General features: G+C 55.0%; 15 protein-coding genes. 8 read left to right on the plus strand and 7 right to left on the minus strand.

What is annotated here, in order from left to right; genetic code table 11:
- Nucleotides 1–235 precede the first annotated feature (235 nt).
- Nucleotides 236–409 carry a hypothetical protein gene (locus tag ACR3ZL_RS06725; protein ID WP_473648650.1) on the minus strand — a complete coding sequence of 58 codons (174 nt, stop codon included), beginning with the start codon at nt 407–409 and terminating at the stop codon, nt 236–238.
- Between the two features lie 49 nt (nt 410–458).
- Between ACR3ZL_RS06725 and ACR3ZL_RS06730 the strand changes: the two genes are divergently transcribed.
- Nucleotides 459–1,997: an RtcB family protein gene (locus ACR3ZL_RS06730; protein WP_473648649.1), complete on the plus strand. Its 1,539-nt coding sequence runs from the start codon at nt 459–461 to the stop codon at nt 1,995–1,997.
- Between the two features lie 190 nt (nt 1,998–2,187).
- Nucleotides 2,188–2,664: a DUF1801 domain-containing protein gene (locus ACR3ZL_RS06735; RefSeq protein ID WP_473648648.1), complete on the plus strand. Its 477-nt coding sequence runs from the start codon at nt 2,188–2,190 to the stop codon at nt 2,662–2,664.
- Nucleotides 2,665–3,018: 354 nt separating this feature from the next.
- On the opposite strand, the gene ACR3ZL_RS06740 is transcribed toward ACR3ZL_RS06735, so the two are convergent.
- The 6 genes from ACR3ZL_RS06740 to ACR3ZL_RS06765 form a co-directional block, all read right to left on the minus strand.
- Nucleotides 3,019–3,180 (minus strand): hypothetical protein, encoded by a 162-nt coding sequence (locus ACR3ZL_RS06740; RefSeq protein WP_473648647.1) that lies wholly within the window; start codon nt 3,178–3,180, stop codon nt 3,019–3,021.
- A gap of 166 nt (nt 3,181–3,346) precedes the next feature.
- On the minus strand, nt 3,347–4,495 hold the full coding sequence (locus tag ACR3ZL_RS06745) for a DUF1559 family PulG-like putative transporter (RefSeq protein WP_473648646.1): 1,149 nt from the start codon (nt 4,493–4,495) through the stop codon (nt 3,347–3,349).
- Between the two features lie 672 nt (nt 4,496–5,167).
- Nucleotides 5,168–5,833 carry a phytanoyl-CoA dioxygenase family protein gene (locus tag ACR3ZL_RS06750; RefSeq protein ID WP_473648645.1) on the minus strand — a complete coding sequence of 222 codons (666 nt, stop codon included), beginning with the start codon at nt 5,831–5,833 and terminating at the stop codon, nt 5,168–5,170.
- 148 nt (nt 5,834–5,981) lie between these two features.
- Entirely contained in the window at nt 5,982–6,578 is a 597-nt protein-coding gene (locus tag ACR3ZL_RS06755) for a hypothetical protein (protein WP_473648644.1), read from the minus strand.
- A gap of 81 nt (nt 6,579–6,659) precedes the next feature.
- Complete coding sequence (locus ACR3ZL_RS06760; RefSeq protein ID WP_473648643.1) at nt 6,660–6,977, minus strand: hypothetical protein; 318 nt, start codon at nt 6,975–6,977, stop codon at nt 6,660–6,662.
- A gap of 292 nt (nt 6,978–7,269) precedes the next feature.
- Nucleotides 7,270–11,001 carry a caspase family protein gene (locus ACR3ZL_RS06765; RefSeq protein ID WP_486173307.1) on the minus strand — a complete coding sequence of 1,244 codons (3,732 nt, stop codon included), beginning with the start codon at nt 10,999–11,001 and terminating at the stop codon, nt 7,270–7,272.
- Nucleotides 11,002–11,338: 337 nt separating this feature from the next.
- On the opposite strand from ACR3ZL_RS06765, the gene ACR3ZL_RS06770 reads away from it, so the two are divergent.
- Genes ACR3ZL_RS06770 through ACR3ZL_RS06795 form a run of 6 tightly spaced genes read left to right on the plus strand, consistent with a single transcriptional unit; the run spans nt 11,339 to nt 14,945 of the window.
- Nucleotides 11,339–11,542: a flagellar FlbD family protein gene (locus ACR3ZL_RS06770; protein ID WP_486173308.1), complete on the plus strand. Its 204-nt coding sequence runs from the start codon at nt 11,339–11,341 to the stop codon at nt 11,540–11,542.
- A gap of 12 nt (nt 11,543–11,554) precedes the next feature.
- Complete coding sequence (locus ACR3ZL_RS06775; protein ID WP_473648639.1) at nt 11,555–12,316, plus strand: motility protein A; 762 nt, start codon at nt 11,555–11,557, stop codon at nt 12,314–12,316.
- Nucleotides 12,316–13,068 carry an OmpA/MotB family protein gene (locus tag ACR3ZL_RS06780; protein WP_473648638.1) on the plus strand — a complete coding sequence of 251 codons (753 nt, stop codon included), beginning with the start codon at nt 12,316–12,318 and terminating at the stop codon, nt 13,066–13,068. The genes ACR3ZL_RS06775 and ACR3ZL_RS06780 overlap by 1 nt, the downstream gene beginning before the upstream one ends.
- Before the next feature lie 15 nt (nt 13,069–13,083).
- A complete protein-coding gene (locus ACR3ZL_RS06785) occupies nt 13,084–13,641 on the plus strand; it encodes a dihydrolipoamide acetyltransferase (protein ID WP_473648637.1) in 558 nt (185 codons plus the stop codon).
- A gap of 46 nt (nt 13,642–13,687) precedes the next feature.
- Nucleotides 13,688–14,107 (plus strand): flagellar motor switch protein FliN, encoded by a 420-nt coding sequence (fliN, locus tag ACR3ZL_RS06790; RefSeq protein WP_473648636.1) that lies wholly within the window; start codon nt 13,688–13,690, stop codon nt 14,105–14,107.
- 10 nt (nt 14,108–14,117) lie between these two features.
- Nucleotides 14,118–14,945, plus strand: coding sequence for a FliO/MopB family protein (locus ACR3ZL_RS06795; RefSeq protein ID WP_473648635.1), 828 nt, complete (start codon nt 14,118–14,120; stop codon nt 14,943–14,945).
- Nucleotides 14,946–15,300 lie beyond the last annotated feature (355 nt).

Here is a 15,300-nt window from a genome sequence, read left to right on the forward strand (position 1 = left end):
GGCAGCGAGAGAACACTGTCCGAAAGTAGGTATCGGCAATCGCCTAGGTAGACTTTGACGATAATGCAAAAGAATCTGATTAATCCAGATTTGCAGGATTTTGTATCGATGGAGTCCAGCTTTTGCCTGATTCAGTAGGCCGGATCAAGCCGCTTCGGCGCTGCTCCGGCACACAAGCTAACCAAGTCAATCCCGTCATTGCCGGAGGTGCCTCGCAAAGCCTCTTTCATGTGGCCTACTTGTTGTCCAGTAACCGTTCGATAGCGGCTTTCAAGCCGAATCGTTCCGCTCTCGCTCCCCATCGCCTGATCCCGCGTGTTTGCGGTGGTCCGAACCGGCTAAGGCCTGGATCCAGCAGGTTGCTTGGGAATCGTTCGCGAACCTTTTGAGTTTCCCGGCAGTCGCTCATTCACCGACCCCCTATTTCGTGGTCCACTTTCTCTTCAGGCCCATTTCGGATGACGACCCCAACAAGCACTCCTTCCATGCAATCCAGCACCCCTGAATCTCGTCCGCTGCGATCCCGCTTGAAATCGACCGGCGAAGCCACGGCGATCTTGCCGACGGATACCACGGCCCCGATCACGGTGATTGGGACGGAGGCGATTCGGGATACTTTTGATGAAGGATGCCTCCAACAGGCCATCAATTCGCGACGCGCCCCCGGCGTGACCGAAGTGGTCCTTAACCCGGATGCGCACTTGGGATACGGTGCGCCGGTGGGCTGTGTAATGGTTTCACCGACTCACGTTTATCCTGGCCCTGTGGGCGTGGACATCAAATGCTCGATGAGCCTGCTGCAACTCGATTTGCCGGCTGATGCGATCGAAGATCGAAAAACACGGCGTGCACTGATTTCGGCAATTTGTCAACGAACACCGACAGGTGCGGGGCGTGGGCAACGTTCGGCAGCGAAATCACGCCCGGTCAACCGGACTCTCGGGACGCAATTGGTGACCGAGGGAGCCAGTGCGGCGGTATGCGATCAACTGGGAATCCCAAGCGAGTGGGCGGAGTGTTGTGAAGACAGCTTCCATCTTGGCCACGACGAGACCCGTGATGCGTTGGCGATGCGTCTGGATCGCTTGCTTAAACAGCGGCACATGAGCAACTTTTCCGACAAGATGACCCAACTGGGGTCTTATGGTGGCGGCAACCACTTCGGTGAATGTGAAGTGGTGGACGTGGCTAAGGACGATCGGGCTCAGCGGGCCGCTAAGACATTTGGGCTGCAGGATGGAAACGTGGCGTTTCTATCGCACTGTGGGTCGCGTGGGTTTGGTCACAACTTGGCATCGGGTCAGTTCAAAACGCTGCAAGACAAGTTCTCGCAGTGGGGAATTCCGTTGCCAGCGCAGGATCGTCAGCTGGTGTACGCGCCTTTGGGAACGCTTGAAGCGAATGATTATCTCGACGATATGGCGTTGGGAGCCAACTTTGCGACGGTCAACCACATGATGATCAATGCACTGGTGCTGGAAGCGTTTCAGGAAGTCATTCCGGGGACGCAAGGATCGCTGGTGTATTTCATTAGCCACAACATTGCTCGGAAAGAGATTGTGAACGACCGTCCGGCATGGGTTCACCGTAAAGGTGCGACTCGCGCGTTTCCCGCTGGCCATCATGAGATAAAGGGGACGCAGTATGCCGAGACGGGGCACCCGATCTTGTTGCCTGGCAACCCGCGTGATGGTTCAGCAGTGATGGTGGCCGACCCAGGGGCGGAAAAGTCTTGTTTCAGTGTGAACCATGGCGCGGGCCGGATTTTGGGGCGACGCAATGCCAAGCGAGTTTTGGATCAGGCAACGATCGATACGGAACTGGATCAACACGACATCCTTAGCAATTGCCGGCAATATCCTATGGATGAAGCTCCGGCGGCGTACAAGGATTTTGAAGAAGTGCTGCGTAGCGTGAAAACGGCCGGGTTGGCTAGCGAAGTTGCACGATTGAAGGCCCGGTTTGTGATCAAGGACGCCAGCAAAGCTGACGATTGACTGAAGCTGCCGATTGGTTGCTTCCGACGCAACGTCGTCACGCCACCGGCGGCCGATGCGAGCCGAGGTTGATGCGCGTGTGAGCAGCTTTGTTTTCACGCTGACCGAATTGGCGATACACTTTCATGCGAAGCCGGTATGCATTCTGCGGTACCGGCTTCGTCTTTGTTGTCTTTGCCGGAAGTCATCTATGCACAGTCCCGCTACCGCCGTCGCGCAATACTTGCGTGAGCTACCCGATGATCGTCGTCGAGTTATCAAGACGGTGCGTAAGACGATCCGCCAATCTTTGCCACCTGGGTATAAGGAAGGCATGCAGTACGGGATGATTGGCTATTTTGTGCCGCATAAGCTCTACCCGCCGGGGTATCACTGTGACCCGAAACAACCGCTGCCGTTCGCTCATCTGGCATCGCAGAAGAACTACATGGCGATCTATTTGTTCTGCCTCTATTCCAGTTCCGACACGGAATCATGGTTTCGCACAGAGTGGGCGAAGACAGGCAAGAAGCTCGATATGGGCAAGTCGTGCATCCGGTTTCGCAAACTCGATGACCTGCCGCTCGAGTTAGTGGGGCAAGCAATCGCAGCGTGTCCGGTCGAGCAAATGATCGAGCAATACGAAGCCGCAACTAGCCGACTGAAGAAACGTCCAACCCAAAAGTAGTCGCTGAAGAATGAGAGCGTTGTGCAGTGTTAATTAACAACATCGCACTGCTACTATCGCTTTAGCAACTTTTCATTTTGGGTTGGTCGTAGTGGATGAGGCGACGAATCCCATCCGCTTACCAACCAGACGGACTCGTCGCCTCGCCCACTACCCCTCAACTTGAATCGGGATGAAGCACTAGCAACAATTCGGCCCACGTCGGCCTATCGCAAAGCATCGGCAGGAAATCGATCGACCACAATGTTGCGGCCAGCTGAAAATCGTTCCTGCTAGGTTCGACACTCTGCCGACGTCGGGAGTCGTTGGGGAGGCGAATCCCGACGGCGACAGTTGTTGTCCATCGTGTTGAGCTTAGTAGTCTCCGCCGCCCGTGCCTTTGGTGGTTGATTCCGTCGCCAACTCTTCAGGAGACATAGGGACCGGTTCTAGCTTTTGGTTCGCTTCCTTCCCGCAACCCGTCATGGATATAGCTCCGGCGACCAAAAGCACCGAAAGGCAGAACGACAACTTCATACTGAATCCTCTAGAGAAACGATTGAACTTAGATAGTAATTGCAACTTGTAACTGGAATTCCCAGTCTGAAAAAGCATGGGCTCTGAATCCGTTCAGATCCCATGATTCCAACGATTGGCATCGACATCGTCGGCCGAAGCGTTGGTTCGGTTACGCGACGGAGATTCAATCCTCCAGCGACACCGTTTCTCGAGAATCACGGGTCCCCAATGCCCCGAAGACGCCGTAAGGACTCTGTACACCCGCCGCCAGTCCGCCTCCCCAAGGAGCCACCGCCGGTGAATTGCTGTTACCCGTGTCGACGGAATCAGTCACAAACTTAACAGCACCATCGCCCATCAAGACGTGTGCACCGCCCTGGTGATTGCTGCTGGGTGATAGATACCCTCCGGTGTCCCAGGTACCGCCTAAACAAATGGGTGTGTTAGGTGCGGTTGCGAAGCTAACGCCCGTGAAGACCGGTGAAGAGTGTGCCCAACGATCGCCACGACGACGGGTCGTCGATGTTTCGAGACTGGCACCCGTTCGCCAAAACTGAGGACGTTCAGTATCCACGTCGTCATCACATGCGTTTGTGCTGCCCCGGACTCCGGTGCCTGCCCAGCCATTATTCACGTTCGATTGCGTGCGAACATTTCGGTCGCCTAAGTCAGTTGCGAACTCACCACCCATTGCGGTGTTGCTCAAACCGTCCAACACGTCACGGAATTTTGCCGTCCTACGTAAAACGAACATCCCTCGGCAAGCCGCTCGTGCCGCCTCGACTTCGCCTTGGTGCCAAGTTGATCCCTTCACCCAGTAACCCCATTCGGAATAGCTGGGAGAATCACCACAAGCATTGATGCCATAGTTCGTTCGACCCAAACCTGAAATCGAAGTTCCTGGATCACTGGGGCAACGCAGTGCAACAATTTGGGTCGACCATGGTTCATAGGCTGAAATCCAAGGTCCAGGACCCATCGAAGGGTAAACTCCCAACGGGTTGCTGATCTGTTCCCAAATTGCTTGCTGTTCCATGAATGGCATGATGCCAGGCAGGAAGCTTAGTCGCCAATCATTGTGGAAAGGCGCCGACCCACCATCACTCCCGTTTTGCCATGTTCCCGTGCCTTGGGTTGGAAGCTGATTGTAGGCCGAATGGTAATTGTGAATTGCTAAACCGAGCTGCTTGATGTTGTTGCTGCAACTCATCCGCCGGGCCGCTTCACGAGCCGCCTGGACGGCAGGCAGCAACAGCCCAACCAAAACACCGATGATGGCGATTACGACGAGTAGCTCCACGAGCGTGAAGCCTCTGGCAATTTGCTTTCTCATAACGTTCACTCCAGAAAAACGAATAGATGGCCTCCTGGTGAGAAACTGCACGCAAGGGGGTGTTAAGTCCCGCTCGGCGTTCTCCAGGGGGCATTTCGTGTCATTGTATTGGTGGTATTATGGCACCGTAATGTGATTTTTGGTCTCAATTCCTGTAATATTTCACCGTAGAAGGAGGTCGCTGATTCACCCGACGAAGGCGTTTTTACCGCAAAACACGAGCTTAAAAGGGTACAGACCCCCTGTCAGCAAATGTGCAAAAGTTCGCCGTTTTTTGAGCGTTGATGCACCCGAAACGATCGGTTTTCGCCTTCGGATTAATTTGTCGCCATATTTGTCGCCGAATTTGCCGCCATATTGGCAACCGGGTTAGCCAGCGAATTGGGCCGGCCGGTTGGACTCGAGGAGTCTGATCTGGCGACGATCCGAGGTGCCGGGAAGCAGGATGCTGGCCCGCGAATCGGGTGTTTCTTGTTCCGGCCTCCGAGTTTCTGTTTTGCTACTACAGGGTGTCGGTGCACCCCGGTGCACCCCGGTGCAGTTCTTGGCACCTTGGCGATGCAGAAATGCCACCGATTGTTAGCGGTCGCTTTCGATTGATGGAACGAGATTTTCAAACCCAACGTTCGTCTGCTCAGCCAATTTTGGAGGGTGGGTAGGAAGGCCTGCTTCTTACACCCCCATTCTCCATCGGAGTCCGTTTGGTAAGAGAGGTGGGCCGAGCAGGAAGTGGATAACGCGTCGGCTTTCGTTCGAACGCGATTTGGATGACGCGTGAAGAAGCATCGGACGCATCGCGATGACATCGCCTCGTTGTGCGGTGACCGAGATTTCGGCCTCCCGGTCGCGAAGAGCATCGATTTCAGCTTGCGAAAGAGTTCCGCGGCGATGCGAATTGGGGATGACACGAAGTGGTCCGTTTTCACTGTGTGAGTCGTCCACGTGCAAGCGAAGAGCGAGCAATTGAGTCATTACGTCATCGGGCCCTTGGACGAACGTCATCCCTTCTTTCTGTGACCAGCCGCGATGGGAGCTTGGCGTGTCGTCAGCGACGGGGATGCTGCGATCTTGATGATATCCAACGAACCAATTTGAATTGTGGTTCTTGTTGAAATAAGTTGCTTGGACGACTTTCAATGCTTGGCAATCGTCGATCAAACGGCTGATGGCAGATCGGACTTGTTGTGCCAGGGATTGGCACCACGAGTGGTCCAGAAGACAACGGGAACCAACGGAGTCGATGGTGTCGAGCCGCTCGGCGATGGATTGCAATTGTTCAGAAGGAACGACATCGTGAATAAGAGCGAAACCTTGATCGAGCATCGACGATCGTTCCATTGTGCTTCTATTCAAAAGGCGGCTAGTCAAGATTTACCGGCAATGGACGGCGGAGAACGGGACTCTATTTGTAAAAACACCCCATCGTCTTTCCTCGCTCACGCTGTCGCTAGCTTTCCCAGACGCTCTGGGAGCTTAGTTTCAGCAATTACTGTGGCAAGATCGTTAGGAAGACGAATGAGGTTTCGCCGGACGTGGTTGCACCGATCAATGTTGGTTTCGCTAGGTCGAATAGTTGTGTCATGTTGATTGACGTCGTAACGGTGTCGGGCGGTGAATCGTCCGTCGCTGTGCCGACATGCCGCGATGACTGATATGAGAGCGTTGCCACGACTTTGGTCTCTTCCGGTGAAGCGGTTATTCTCAGGATCGTGCCAATTTCACTCCGTTGAGTATTTCGCGTGGTGACATCGCCTCGGGTCATTTGTGATTTGACGACGGCAACGGATCGGCCAAATTGCACGATTGATTCGGTGCCCGCGATCGCGGACAACATCACCGTTTCGACCGGATGCGCATTCTTCGCTTTGATGGCGGCAGTGATACGGTCGAGTGACAGATCAGATGGATCGACCTCTGGAAGGCGGTATTCGGACACCTTAATGAGATAGCGTTCAGGCAGTTCATCCGGAGAAGGTTGCGTCACACTGGTTTGGGCCGTGGGTTGATCCTCGGGCGAATCCGCGACAGCCGATCCCGGCTGGATGAGGCAATGAACGATGGTCAACGCGAATGCGATGGACATGGTAGTTCGTCGATACATCTCTTCAGCCGTCTTAGATGGGATTCAGTGGAACGACACTTCACGCGGTGAGGTCATACTTGATCAGGTGGTTTCTGGCTTTGCTTTCACTAGGCAGTGGAAGCCGACGCAGGGGTCTTCCGGTTCACGTTCGGCTTCGGCAGCTTGCAAGATTTCACGAACTTGTTGCATGCGTAGCGGATTCAGCGCCGCAGAGACCAACCGTTGTTCGCCATCGGAGTCGATCACCACAGTCGTCAGCACAGCGACGGTGTCTTCATGTTCGAGAGCACGGATGATGTGCTCTCCCACTTGTTCCTCGGCGTTCTTGATCGTCGAGACAAATTGAGTGAGCTTGGTAGGGTCGACTTTCTCGGCGACCTTGACTTGTGGTTCGGGCATGTTGAAGTTCAAAAGAGACGGAGGATGAAACGGCTATCGATTGGCCAGGACGTCACAACGGTTATCAGGACAGCACGGCGATTTACTTTATGCGGCACTGCATCATAAACGATGGCATAGTGCGGCAGTGCATCATACGGCAATGGGGAATGCCGATGGTCCGGAAGAGTTTGAAAAGCGTCCGAGAACGGCGGCATGGCGACGCGTACGGTGTTAGCCGCGTGCCCGGCGGCTTGCGATGCTCGTGATCAACGCGTTTGTCAAACGGTGTGACCGGATCAATTCGACGGTTTCATTCTGAGCCCGCGATCGCGAGACGGAAGTTGGGAATCGTGCTGGGCTTTTCAGTAGATGGCGTTTGTCGACCGGAAGTCAACTTGCGAACGCGATCACTGATTTGTTGATCGATTTCAATCAAGCTCAGGAAACCGTCCGCATTGTGATCGCTGGCCGATTCGTTCATCGTATCGAGGATAGCGCGAGTGAATGCGCCATGCCCCCAACGATCCGACTCCAGGCTGAGTTGCCGGGGCGTGCTGCTGGCGAATAAAACTGCGCCCACTTCGGCGGTCGCGATTTCGCTCCAGGGATCCGGCGCAAAGGCTCGGGTTGCAAACCGTTCGCTGCTTCGAGCACCGGTGGCGGCACCGGCGTGACAGGTGTCGGCGAATAACAAAACTTTGCACTGCAGGTCTTCCAGCATTTGTTCAATGGCGGTGTACGGCAACGCGGTGGACCGCAATCGATCGGGATCGACTTCATGGGAGCAATAGTAGTAGTTGCTTCGTGTGTCGTAGGTGCCGTGGCCGGCGAGGAACACGATTGCCAGGTCGCGTTGACCGACGGATCGAATCAGCCAATCGATGCCGTCGAGAATGTCAGCGGTTTTGGCGTTTTCGTCCGTCAGAACTTTGGTTTCCACTTCACGGTAGAACCGCTTGTGTTGAGGCTTCCAAGCTTCGGCAAAGGCTTCGGCGTCAATGGCAGGGTACTGCAAGTCGAACGCTTCGTTGGCATACTTCGATACGCCCACCGATAAGACCAAGAGTCGCGGCTGGGTGAGTTCGGACTCGGGTGCAGTCGAAACGACCGTTGCCATCTTGGGTGGGCTGGATGCCGAATCGTTGATCGCGATGAAAGCCAATTCGTTTTCGCCTGGAGTCAGCGAGACCGCCGTGGTGAGGGTCATGGTTCCATCGTCGTGGCGTTGTCCGCGCGTTTGTGATCCGGTGGGGCGGCCGTTGCACATGACGATCAGTTGACGAACGGGCAGGTGGTTACGCGGGCTTCCTGTGATGGTGAGATTCAAGATGTTTTGGGACGTCTTGCCGTTTGCAGGAAGTCCCTCGACTTTTACGCGGGGAGGCAAGATTCGCTCGAAGTCTTCGGCCCGTCGCAGGTCCGGTGCCGGTTCCAACGCAGGAGTCGATGATTGAGTTGTTTCAGGGCTGGATGTTGCGGGAAGAGTTGTAGCGGGGCTAGATGGATCGAGATTGGATGTCTGGAGATTCGGTGTGGGATCAATGGAGGTTGCCGCGGGCGGTGGGTTGGTTAGGTCCTCGGCGGTGACTCCTTCGGGGATCACTTCCGACTTCGAACCACCGGGGCCCGATTCAGCTGCAGTCGATCCCGTTGGTGCGGAGTCGAGTTCGTCGACGGATCGACCCAGGATCGCTGCGATGCGTTGGTTGATGATGTCCGGTCGATGCAGTTCACGGCGTAACAATTGAGCGTCAAAGAATTCTGCGGTCTGGTCAAACTCTCGGTTACGCTGCCAGCCGATCATACGACTGGCCCCGGGTGACGAGTCGTAGACGCCGCCGGGCGTGAACAAGATCCAGTCGTCTTTGGATGCTGACATGAAGCTCAACCACGGACTGACCTTGTTGGAAAAGAAGTCGTCATAGGGGATTAGCTTGGCGGTTATTCGGCGACCGTCTTTTAAGACGATTTCGATTGAGCTTCCGATGCGATTGTTGTTTTCGAATCCAATTTCATTGCGGCTGCGAGTGTCGTAGACGAGGGCATCGAAGCCGTTGATCGTCGCGATCTTGTCGCCGCTCGTGATGCCAGCACTGGCGTTTGTATCAAGAATCTTTGTGACGAAAATTTCTTCTCCATCGTCAGAAAAATCGTATTCGAAGGGGAACTGATAGCCGGGAATGGGTTGGAGATCGGCTCGACGGTAGATCCTGGTAATGCCATCAGCCCATCCGGTCACAATGAATTGATGATTGGCTGTTGGTGTGATGTCCATCACGGTAGCGTCGACTTCCGCAGACAACGTGGCGATTTCGTTGGTGTTGGACGGATGGGTTCCCGTTAGCGTTTCGACCGAAAGGAATCCTGGTCCACCGTAAATCAGGTTCACGTCATTGCGAACGCCGGGGTGAAGATGCCAAGCGTAAACCTGGGCGTTTTGTTCCCAGGTGCGCAAGATGCGTTTGCCTTGCATTTCAAGATCGAGAACGTAGGTGTTTTCTTTGGTGTGTTTTTGTTTGATTGATAAGTTTGCTGGTTCGGGAAGCGCAGTCAGCGGTTCCTGAAACTTGGCGTCGTCCGCTTGAACGTATTGGCGTTTAACCAAGTCAAAGAACTCGTTGATTTTGCCATAGTTATTTTGTTGCCATGCTGATCCGGCGTTCGGCTTACGACCTAGACCAAGCAAGCCGTTGTTGATGTCGATTGCGGCGGCATACAGGGGGCGCAGTTCGGCTTTCTTTTGGAAGAGGCGTTTGCCGGTTGCCGCGTCGATGATTTGGAACACGCCTAGGCCGTCGCTGATGGCGATTCGGGTTCCGTCGTACGAGAGATCCAGACCAACGACTTCCCAACCAATCCGGTTGTAGGCGAATGCTGGTTTGTTGGCATCACCGCGATAGACATCGACTTGGTATCGGGCCTGTCCGGCTTGCCCGATGCTCTGACCGACGACGGCGATGCGGTGCCGCACGTCGGCATCGACTTGAGTGATCTCGCCGTTGCTTTTTCGTTCCAGTTCACTGGCCACATTTCGGATTCGGCGCAACCACTGTGTCCCAGCATCGCCTTGATGAGGAGACCACTTCTTGGTTTCCATATCGAGGACATCGTCCGCCATAGGATCGTAGATGTATCGGTTGGAACCAAAGAAGCCGGAGCCTCCGATCTGCAGCAATCCTGGTCGATCTTCGTAGAACAAAATTGGATCGACTTCGCCATCGACCGGATGTTCGCGAAACTCCGTTACCAGATGACCGAGGTTGACCACCGTCGTCATGTCGTCTGGATCGTCGCTGGTGTAGGTCTCCTCCGACGTGGTGGCCATGAAGTATTTGCCGTCGGGCGAAAAGCTGGGGAAGAACGCCGATCTTGTGAAATCGACGTTATTGCCAAAGTAGCCACCGGTCGTTTGGTAGTCGGTCGTTTCACAAAATCGTAAGTAGCTTCCTCGCGTGGTCTGAACCGCGATCATCAACCAGCGACCACCAGGGCTGTAGGCGAGACCGTAGACGATTCCGGAATAGTCATCGATCGCACCGTGGATTTTGGCGACCAGTTCATCCTTTTGGTAATCCCAGATCTGGACGACATTGCCGGAAGCGGCGGCAACGTGTTTGCCGTTGGGATGCAGTGAGACGGCGCCCACGGAACTGGCGAACCCGTCGAAGTTGGTCACCAGGCGTGGCAATTCTTGCGACGGTTTTAAAGGCGGGCCGGGGCGGAAATCATCTTCGGATCCCTCGCCGGCATCCTTTTTGGCTGAGTTGCCTACCTCGCCGGTCACCCCGTTTTGTTGGGCGTACGCGCGGGAGTTTATCCGAATCGTGGTTTGTGGGATCCAACCGCCAGTTGCCACGATGAACAGGAAAACCACTCTGAAACAATTTGCATGCATCGTCCCACGCTCCCGGTATCGGTTGCTTGACTTGATAACGTCTGGATCCACGGGATTGGCGTTGGCTGAGGCAACGAGTTTTGCAACGAGTTTCGTCGCCAAGCTGGTCTCGTGGTTGATATGCGGCGGATCGTCAGCCAGGCTCAACAACTAAGGGGCTATCGAACCAACCGGCAACCTGCCCAATGACAGTTAATCGGGGCGGACGATGGCTGTCAATCATTTTGATGACAGTGTGAGCTGAATCGCGATAGTTTCGTGGGATCGTGATCTAGGAGCCTGGCAGTATCCAGAGTGCGGCGATCGGAATGCAGAGGCACATGAATACCGGTCAGGCCGGTTAAGCGGGCTATTGCGGTCAGCCAAAGGGGGCCTTCGGTCAGGTTGCTGTCGATCACGAAGATATTTCCGTCGTGCGCGTTTTTGTGTCCTACCTTTGAGCGGACCAATAAACGCATTCTCAGTAGCCGGGGGGCCACTCGCGATGATCAAGCTAACGCGTCTGGACGGCGAAGCATTCGTGCTTAACGCCGAACTGATCCGCTATGTCGAACGCCGGGGCGATACTTTCGTCACGCTCGGCAGCGGCGAACGCATTGTCGTTCGTGAATCCATCGACGATGTCGTCGACAAGGCGATTGCCTACCAACAACAAAAACATTTCATACCGCCACCGGTTCATCGTTAGGAAACGCACACCATGGATATTGCCAGTCTAGTCGGACTGATCTTCGCAATCGGATTGATTCTTGCGTCGATGCTGCTCGGTTCCGCTCCACTTTCCGCCTTCGTCGATATTCCATCGGCATTGGTTGTGGTCGGGGGTGCGATCGCGGCAGCGATGATTTGCTTCCCGCTGAAAAGCATGTTGCAAAGCCCAATGATCGCGCTGAAGGTCTTGCTTAACAAAGGCGAAGATCGTCTTGCGTTGATTAAGTCCATCGTTGAACTTGCCGAGATCGCACGACGCGATGGGCTGTTGGCGTTGGAAACCAAGATTCCGGAAATTCAAAATCCGCTCGTTCAAACCGGACTGCAGATGGCCGTTGACGGTACTGCACCGGAGATTGTCGAAGAGGTTCTGCGCACCGAGGTGACCGGGATGGCGATGCGTCACCGGGAAGGCAAAAGCATCATGGACCAACTCGGTCGTTTTGCACCGGCGTACGGAATGATCGGGACCCTGATGGGGTTGATCATGATGTTGCAAGACATGTCCGACCCGTCGGGGATTGGTGCCGGGATGGCCGTGGCGTTGATCACGACGCTTTACGGGGCGATTGTGGCCAACGTGTTCTTCAGTCCGTTTGCTGAAAAGCTAGGGCTGATGAGCCGTAACGAACAGCTCAGTATGGAGATCGCAATCCGCGGCGTGATGGCGATTCAGTCCGGTGAAAGCCCGCGAGCAATTGACCAGAAACTGCAAACTTATCTTCCAGCCAAACAACGCGAGATAGCTTAATGGAGATGGAAGAAGAAGAAGCAATTGGTATCCCGGAATGGGTGGTGACGTTCGGCGACATGATGAGTTTGTTGCTGACGTTCTTCATCATGTTGGTCTCCCTTAGTGAGATCAAGGAAGAAGAAACGTACCAAGCTCTGGTGGATTCCATGCAGCAGCAGTTCGGCTATCAAAAGACGATCGACGCTTTGACGCCGGGGAAATCCAAGCCTCGGCAATCGGAGTATGCGGTCTTGTCGACAACCGGGCGTGCAAAGAAGAAGGACACCGCCAAAGGGGGCGTTCCAGAAAAAGCACCCGTTGGGGAAGAGCAACACGTACGCATCATTCGGCCCGGACAAATCACGGCCGTTGGCAGTGTGGTGTTCTTTGAAGTCGGAAGCGATCGATTGTCGCCCGATGCACAAAACACTTTGCGTGAAACCGCCAAGCAACTTCGCGGCAAACCGCAACGCATCGAAGTTCGCGGGCACGTTTCGGCTGAATTTGCATCCCGAACCGGCGGCACCGACGAAGCAATGTTGTTGGCGATTCGTCGTTCAGGGGCGGTGAAACGCTTCCTGACCGAAGTCGAAGGACTCTCGCCGGACCGATTCCGAGTCTCTTCGGCAGAAGCGACTGAACCGATTTCAAGGACCAACCAAGGCGGTAAATTCGGGAATGACTCCCGTGTCGAGGTATTTATGCTCGATGAAACCATTGAGGACCCACGCGGATTTTCCGAAAACGGCGTCACTAACTCTCAACGTTAAACCACTTATTCCATCATGGCTGACGAAACCAAACCCACGACCGAAGAACCCGCCGAAGAAGCGATCAATCGCCCTCGTAGCAACACGCCGATGGTGGTTGGATTCATTGGGCTGGTCATGGTCATCGAAACGGCGATGTTCTTCTTCTTGGTGCCCAGCGCCGAGCAGGTCAGTGCATTGGCCGAAGCACAGTTGATCCAGTCGGTTCAAGAGGGGGCGGAAGAGGCCGAGAAGGTCGCTTCGGACGAGAACCGTGTCGAGGAATTTGAGCTCGGTACGTTCGGCGAAACTTTCAGTCCGATCGACACGGATCGGTCGTTTCGGGTCGAGCTGCGTCTTTATGGACTGATTCGTGCCAAGAATAAGGCGAAGATGACCGAGGAGTTCGAAGCCAAGAACGGTCGCCTACGCCACGAAATTCGGCGAAAAATCCGTAATAGCGAGCTTTCCGAGCTGCAAGACAACCAATTGGGCTTGCTGGAAAGACGGATTTTGACGACATCTAACCACTTGTTAGACGAAGACATGTTGTTGGGCGTCGGTTTCAACGACTACCAATTGATCGAAGAGTAGGCGGTTTCGATCCGCCTCACCACCGTTTCAACAGGACGTTGAACACATGAGTAACGCGGACAGCTCAGCCGAATCACAAGAAAAACTCAATACGGACGACATCGAGGCTTTGCTTAACGAAGCCTCGCAGTCGTTGTCCGCGGCGACCGGCGATACCGCCGCCAGCCAGGCTGACACGGCCCGCCCCTTTGCGTTGGGGGATCTATCGCCGCTGCGTGGTGACGATGCGACTCATGAAGTCGAACTGCTCGACGAAGTCGAAATGGATTTGCGAGTCGAGCTGGGACGCACCCAGATGCGGCTTGAGGAAGTCCTGCGTCTTCGCAAAGGCAGCGTCGTCGCATTGGACAAATTGGCGGGGGATCCTGTCGATATCTATGCCAATGGGCGTTTGATTGCCCGCGGCGAAGTGCTGGTCATGAACGACAACTTTTGTGTTCGCGTGACTGAATTGGTGGGTGCCTAGGATGTCACGAATGCTTCCTGTGGCCTGTTTCGCAGGCTGGATCCTGGCGTCTGGCGGAATGCTGACGCTACACGCTCAAGACAACACGGCTTACCCGGCCTCGGCGAACGCACCTAAGGTCATCGCTCGTGGTGGCGGGTTCCCTGCATTGCAACCACGCGGTGCATCGACCCCCATCGGACAACTTGGCGGCCAATCAAGCGGCGGTTCTTCAGAAAGCACCTTTGCGGAAAACGTTTCGGAGGGGCTTGGACTATCCGGCAACCGATCGAGTTCGCTCGACGATCAATCGACCTATCGCGTTGCCGGCTCGCGCACGAGTGACACGGCGACGGGAGCATTTGGCGAACAAAACGTCTCTGATACCCGGTTATTGGATCCGACACCGGAACCTTCGCGGTCCAAGATGACCGGTCCGTTGGTAACAGTGTGTTCCAGCTTGGCAATCGTTTTGGCGTTGTTCAGCGCGTTGGTGTGGGTGGGACGTCGGTTTGGAGGCGGGGCTGCGGCTTCGAAGCCATTGCCTGCTTCTGCTTTGCATCCGCTGGGTCACATCATGTTGGACCCGCGCACCAAATTGATTTTGGTGAAATGTGGACGACGGATCTTGGTGCTTAGCCAAACCGCTTCCGGTGTGCAGCCGATTACCGAGGTCACGCATCCGGACGAAGTCCGCGAGCTGATCGCGAATTGTTCCGCAGAAGCTCGCGAAGTTTTTGAGCGGACGCTTCGTGAAATCGAACTGGAGCCCGCACGCGGTTTCACCGGTCAAAGCGACGAAGCGATCCCGCGTCCCGCTAGTGGACGTTCCAGCGGCCGATTGTTCGCCACCGCTTAGGACGCATCGCAAGCTCAGGCCCGGTTTAGGCACGCTCGCGCCCGGTTTAGTTCGGGGGCGTTCATCTCGGGTGCGCTCATCTCGTGGGCAATCGTCGTGGACGAGGCAACGAGCCCATTCACGCAGCTTCCATCGGACGGACGCGTTACGTCGTCCACGTCTCTATCGATGAAACCTGGTTAAGGCGGTGATGCCGTCGACTCAAGAGAGTTGTGATTAAGGACGATTGGCCTCGTTCGGCTTGCTTTCAAAAAGGGCTCATATCAGTCTTTCGAAAAAAGATTGGTTTTTGTTAAAGCCTAAGCACCGATCGGTCGCGAAGTTGTTTCGCGGCTTCGCGAGCACAATCGTCGAA

The sequence above is a fragment of the Rhodopirellula sp. J20-39 genome (assembly GCF_057365095.1).